4 protein-coding genes and 2 pseudogenes are annotated in these 4,813 nt (G+C 37.2%); 4 read left to right on the top strand and 2 right to left on the bottom strand.

All coding sequences use genetic code 11. The features are described from left to right. Positions 1–346: 346 nt before the first annotated feature. From V7149_RS19890 to V7149_RS19880, 3 genes are all read left to right on the top strand, one after another. Positions 347–685: a UxaA family hydrolase gene (locus V7149_RS19890; protein ID WP_335347330.1), complete on the top strand. Its 339-nt coding sequence runs from the start codon at positions 347–349 to the stop codon at positions 683–685. 2 nt (positions 686–687) lie between these two features. Further along, entirely contained in the window at positions 688–1,845 is a 1,158-nt protein-coding gene (locus V7149_RS19885) for a UxaA family hydrolase (protein WP_335347329.1), read from the top strand. 98 nt (positions 1,846–1,943) lie between these two features. Continuing rightward, the gene (locus V7149_RS19880; RefSeq protein ID WP_335347328.1) at positions 1,944–3,014 is read left to right on the top strand and encodes an Ldh family oxidoreductase; all 1,071 of its coding nucleotides are present in this window, start codon (positions 1,944–1,946) and stop codon (positions 3,012–3,014) included. A gap of 49 nt (positions 3,015–3,063) precedes the next feature. Here V7149_RS19880 and V7149_RS19875 read toward each other — a convergent pair whose 3' ends face one another. Together V7149_RS19875 and V7149_RS26600 are read right to left on the bottom strand one after the other, a co-directional pair. Continuing rightward, positions 3,064–3,756: a FadR/GntR family transcriptional regulator gene (locus V7149_RS19875; RefSeq protein WP_335347327.1), complete on the bottom strand. Its 693-nt coding sequence runs from the start codon at positions 3,754–3,756 to the stop codon at positions 3,064–3,066. Between the two features lie 413 nt (positions 3,757–4,169). After that, positions 4,170–4,504, bottom strand: a pseudogene (locus V7149_RS26600) (site-specific integrase); the annotation flags it as partial. A gap of 183 nt (positions 4,505–4,687) precedes the next feature. On the opposite strand from V7149_RS26600, the pseudogene V7149_RS26595 reads away from it, so the two are divergent. Continuing rightward, a pseudogene (locus V7149_RS26595) lies at positions 4,688–4,813 on the top strand (histidine phosphatase family protein); the annotation flags it as partial.

Raw genomic sequence — 4,813 nt, 5'->3', positions numbered from 1 at the left:
CCAAATTTGCAGATGATGGCTAATATATAAAGATTTATGAGACTAATCACAAAAGAGAGGTGATTTATTATGAGGATTCTTATAACAGAACTTATCTGGAATGAAGGTATAGAAGAACTGGTTAAACAGGGATATGAAGTGAGACTACCAAGAGAATTTATAGGAACAACACGATAAATTGCTTAAAGTTTTTAAAAGGAATCGCCTCTTTATGTGTCATATAATACTCAATTTATAATTTTTAGAAAATTAAATAATTTGTTATTGACTATTAATGAATTTGGTGTTTTAATAAAATTATAAATAAATTGGTTGGGTCACCACACCAATATAAGGAGGCTTTTAAATGGGAAACAATGGTCAATCAAGTACTCTTACGGAAAAGCAGGAAACAAAGCCTGTAAGCACTCATAAGTTCCTAATCCATCATAGAGGTGATCATGTAGGTGTTGCTACTAGCCCGATAAAAGAGGGAGAGCAGGTAGTCGGCATTTATATGGATGATAATTCAGATGTGTCAGTAACAGCTAGAGGGGATATTCCTTTAGGCCACAAAATTTCTTTAGTCAATCTGGAAAAAGGTGAGCCTGTCTTAAAATATGGCGTTCAAATCGGTATAACGACAGAAGAATGGACAATTGGCGATTATGTTCACACACAAAATATTAAAACGGCGAGGTGGTAAAAATGGGACAACAACTTTTTGGATATCGTAGAGAAAATGGTAAGGTTGGAATTCGAAATCATGTAATTATATTGCCTGTTGACGACATTTCAAATGCGGCTTGTGAAGCAGTTGCGAAACAGGTTCAAGGAACAATGGCTCTCCCACATGCTTATGGGAGACTTCAGTATGGACCAGATTTAGATTTACATTTTAGAACAATGATTGGAACTGGTTCCAACCCGAACGTAGCTGCTGTAGTAGTAATTGGGATCGAGGAAAATTGGTCAAAAAAGATTGCTGATGGAATTGCTGAAACTGGTAAACCAGTATCCTACTTCTCTATTGAAGGAAATGGGGATTTAGAAACTATTCGGGCAGCATCTTGGAAAGCTAAAGAGTATGTTCAATGGGCGACAGAACTACAAAGAGAGCCGATAGAATTAAAAGATTTAACAGTTAGTATAAAATGCGGGGAATCTGATACAACAACTGGTTTGGGTTCCTGCCCAACAGTATCTCAAGCTGTTGACCGCTTAGTTGACGCAGGTGCTACTGTTTTCTTTGGGGAAACATCTGAATTAACAGGCGGGGAGCACTTAATCCGTGACCGAATGGCTACACCGGAATTACGTAAAAAATTTATGGCTATCTATGAAGATTACGTAGGGGAAATTGAATCGAAGGGTGTCGATCTACTAGGATCCCAACCAACTCAAGGTAATATCGCGGGTGGACTTTCAACCATTGAAGAAAAGGCACTTGGAAATATTGCAAAAACAGGAACGAAGCAAGTCATTGGTGTATTAGAACCTGCTGAAAAACCTTCGAATGGAGAGGGCCTATATTTTATGGATACGTCTTCTGCAGCAGCAGAGTGTATCACCTTGATGGCAGCAGCTGGCGCTGTATTACACTTGTTCCCTACAGGACAAGGAAATATCATCGGTAATCCGATTGAACCTGTCGTTAAAATTACGGCAAACCCTATTACGGCGGGCACTATGAGTGAACATATTGATGTTGACGTCCAGGGATTACTAGCTCGTCAGATTTCATTAGAAGAAGCTGGGGATCAGTTAATGGAAATGATTGCTCGTACTGTCAATGGCCGACTTACAAGTGCAGAGGCACTAGGGCATAGAGAGTTTGTTATGACAAAATTATATCGCAGTGCCTAATCTCTCCCCTCTCCCTACACATTATGCGTAGGGAGAGTACTTTTTTGACCAGATACTTTTAGTACAAAACAATTGACTAAATTTAAAGGGGCTAACTTATGAATACTTACAGTAATGCCGATCTTAAAGTGTTTTGTGACGATGTATTAGTAAGTATGGGGATGAATAAAGAGAATGCTGCGGTAGTTGCAGAGGCGTTGCTATCAGCAAATTTAGAAGGTGTTGATAGTCATGGAATTAGTAGACTGCCTATCTATTCTAAACGCATCAGCGATGGGAGGATCAATCTGAATCCAAACATCCAAATAAATATGAAAACCCCTTCTGTTTTATTAGTTGACGGGGATAATGGACTGGGGCATGTCGTCAGTTATCAAGCCATTCAAAAGGGGATTGAAATGACGAAGGAAACGGGCATTACAGCAATAGCCGTTAAAAATAGCAATCATTTTGGAACTGCCTCCTACTTTTGCCAGCTGGCATGTGAACAAGACCTTGCTTGCATTGGATTTACAAATTCACCTTCTGGAATTGCGCCTTGGGGGGGGAAAGATGCTTTTTTCGGAACTAATCCGATTGCATTTGGATTTCCGACTGGAAATGACCAACCTGTAATCATTGATTTATCGACTAGTATTGTAGCAAGAGGAAAGATTATTTTAGCTGCCAAACAGGGGGATCATATCCCTGATGGGTGGGCGATTGACGAACACGGTCATCCAACAAATGATCCTGAAGCTGCTTTAAAGGGATCTGTTCTGCCTTTAGGTGGAGCGAAGGGAGCAGCTTTAGCTTTAGCTGTGGAAATTTTGACTGGAGTCCTTTCAGGTGCTACCTTCGGGCCACATGTAAAAAATCTGTATGATGATAAAGAAATAGGACAGGCAAATGTGGGGCACTTTTTTATTTTGTTGGATATTGCGAAGTTTATGAATGTAACTTTCTTTTTTAAGTCACTCCAAACTCTTTTAGGGGAAATGAAGGCAGTTCCAAAAGTACCTGGAACAACGGAAATTAGATATCCGGGGGAAAGAAGAAAGAGGGAGAAAGAGCAACGACTGTCAGAAGGAATTCAATTATCAGCCAGCGTAGAAGAAGAATTAATCGAATTAGGCACTAAGTTTAACGTAAGGTTTCCAACACCTATAGCCCTAGAAAATACTCAATAGTCTAAGGAAGGCTGTGTGATTAGTGATTAAATCAGAACAGCCTTTTATTTTATTTAGGGGAGGCGGTGTTGATTGAATGCTGTACACTTTCTAAATGGTCTTTCATTAATTGTTGTGCGACCGTAGTATTTTTTTGTTTTATTGCTTGTAGTATTTTTGAATGTTCCTGAACAGATTGATTGACGCGGCCAGGGATTTGAATGGATTTATTACGAGACTCTGATAGTAAATCAATTAAAAAATTCATGATTCGAATGAGTACTTCATTTTTTGAATTGTTAGCTAATGTTATATGAAATTTATGATCTAATTCGGCAAGGCGTTTATAATCAATTTCGCCAGTTAATATTTCATTTGCTTCATTAACAATTTGTTCTAATTCATTAAATTGATCATCACTAGAATTTTCAATAGCCCATTTTACAGTCCATTCTTCAAGAATTTTTCGAACAGCAAAAAAGTCTTTGATATGATCAGATGAGACAAAAAAAGCTTCAGTCATCTTTTGAATTTGATGTTCAGGTGAAGCCACAAATACCCCTATTCCATGTTTAACAGTGAGATAGCCATAGGCTTCAAGTATTTTATAAGCTTCCCTTACTGTATTTCTGCTTACAGAAAGCTCAATCCCCATGTCTCTTTCGCCTGGAATTTTATCTCCAACCTTATAAACCCCTGCTTGAATTCTTTTCTTAATACTATCGGCGACTTGTTCAGAAACTCCTTTTCTATTAAGTTGCATCTACATCTCAACCTCCTATCATATTGTTTTGTATTTATATAAAAAATATTTCAATGGCTCAAACATTTTATTAAAACATTATATAAAGAAGTAATTACCTTGAAGAAAAAAATTCATTTTATCGTATTGGATAAGTTGTAAGCGCCTTCAATTGAGCTCAACGTATTGTTTCATTTTATTTTATATGGAAGGGATATTGATCGGGTGACCCAACCAATATTCCTTAATATAATTAAACCATTTTAAAATGAACTAATCAACAAAATTATTAAACTAAAGAAAAGTAATACATTATTGTTGTGTAGTAAAAAAATTTATCAACTACAAATGATGTCAAAACTAAGAAAAGAACGAATTAACTTCTCTTCCATAGGATATTGATTACTTATTTTTACTTGTGGGTTTATATTATATCAAAACATTGGCAAGGTATCCACCGCATCCGCAAGATCACTATACGAGTCTTTCAAATATCTGCTCGTTGTCGCAATGTTGCTATGACCTGCGGGTCTCCTTACCTTTTCAATATTATTATTCAATCGCCTTTAGCATCCATTAACAAAAGTATGCCGGAACATATGGGGTGTTAATCTCTTCTTTGGCAGTCAATAGCCCTCAATCATCGTCCGAATCCTACGGACAGTTAATTTCTTCGATTGAAGGCTATAAAATATAAATGGGGAGTTGCTACATAAAGCTTTTGCTTTGCTATATCTGCCCGATAGATTAGCCAATCTTGGATTTCTGAAGGGAAAAGCGCGGGCTGTTCATTAACCGGTACAAGTCAAAAAAGAGCATCTACTGGCAAAGCAGATACATATATTCCCTAACAGGCTTTATTTATTTCCCCCAATCTGATGATTTTGGTTCGATATAACCATCTATCTCCTGATAGAGTAATATTTTACTGACACCCATCTGAGTTTTTTTCCGAATTGAAATTGATCGAATTATTTCAAGCCCGTATAAACGTGCGATTGACTCTATAGAACCACTTGCCAAGCGATTAAATATAGAGATTGAGCTTGATAGAAAATTAACAGAACGTATACTAAGC

The sequence above is a fragment of the Bacillus sp. JJ1503 genome (assembly GCF_036965125.1).
Classification (GTDB): domain Bacteria; phylum Bacillota; class Bacilli; order Bacillales; family Cytobacillaceae; genus Cytobacillus.
This window is presented reverse-complemented; position numbering and strand designations above follow the sequence as displayed.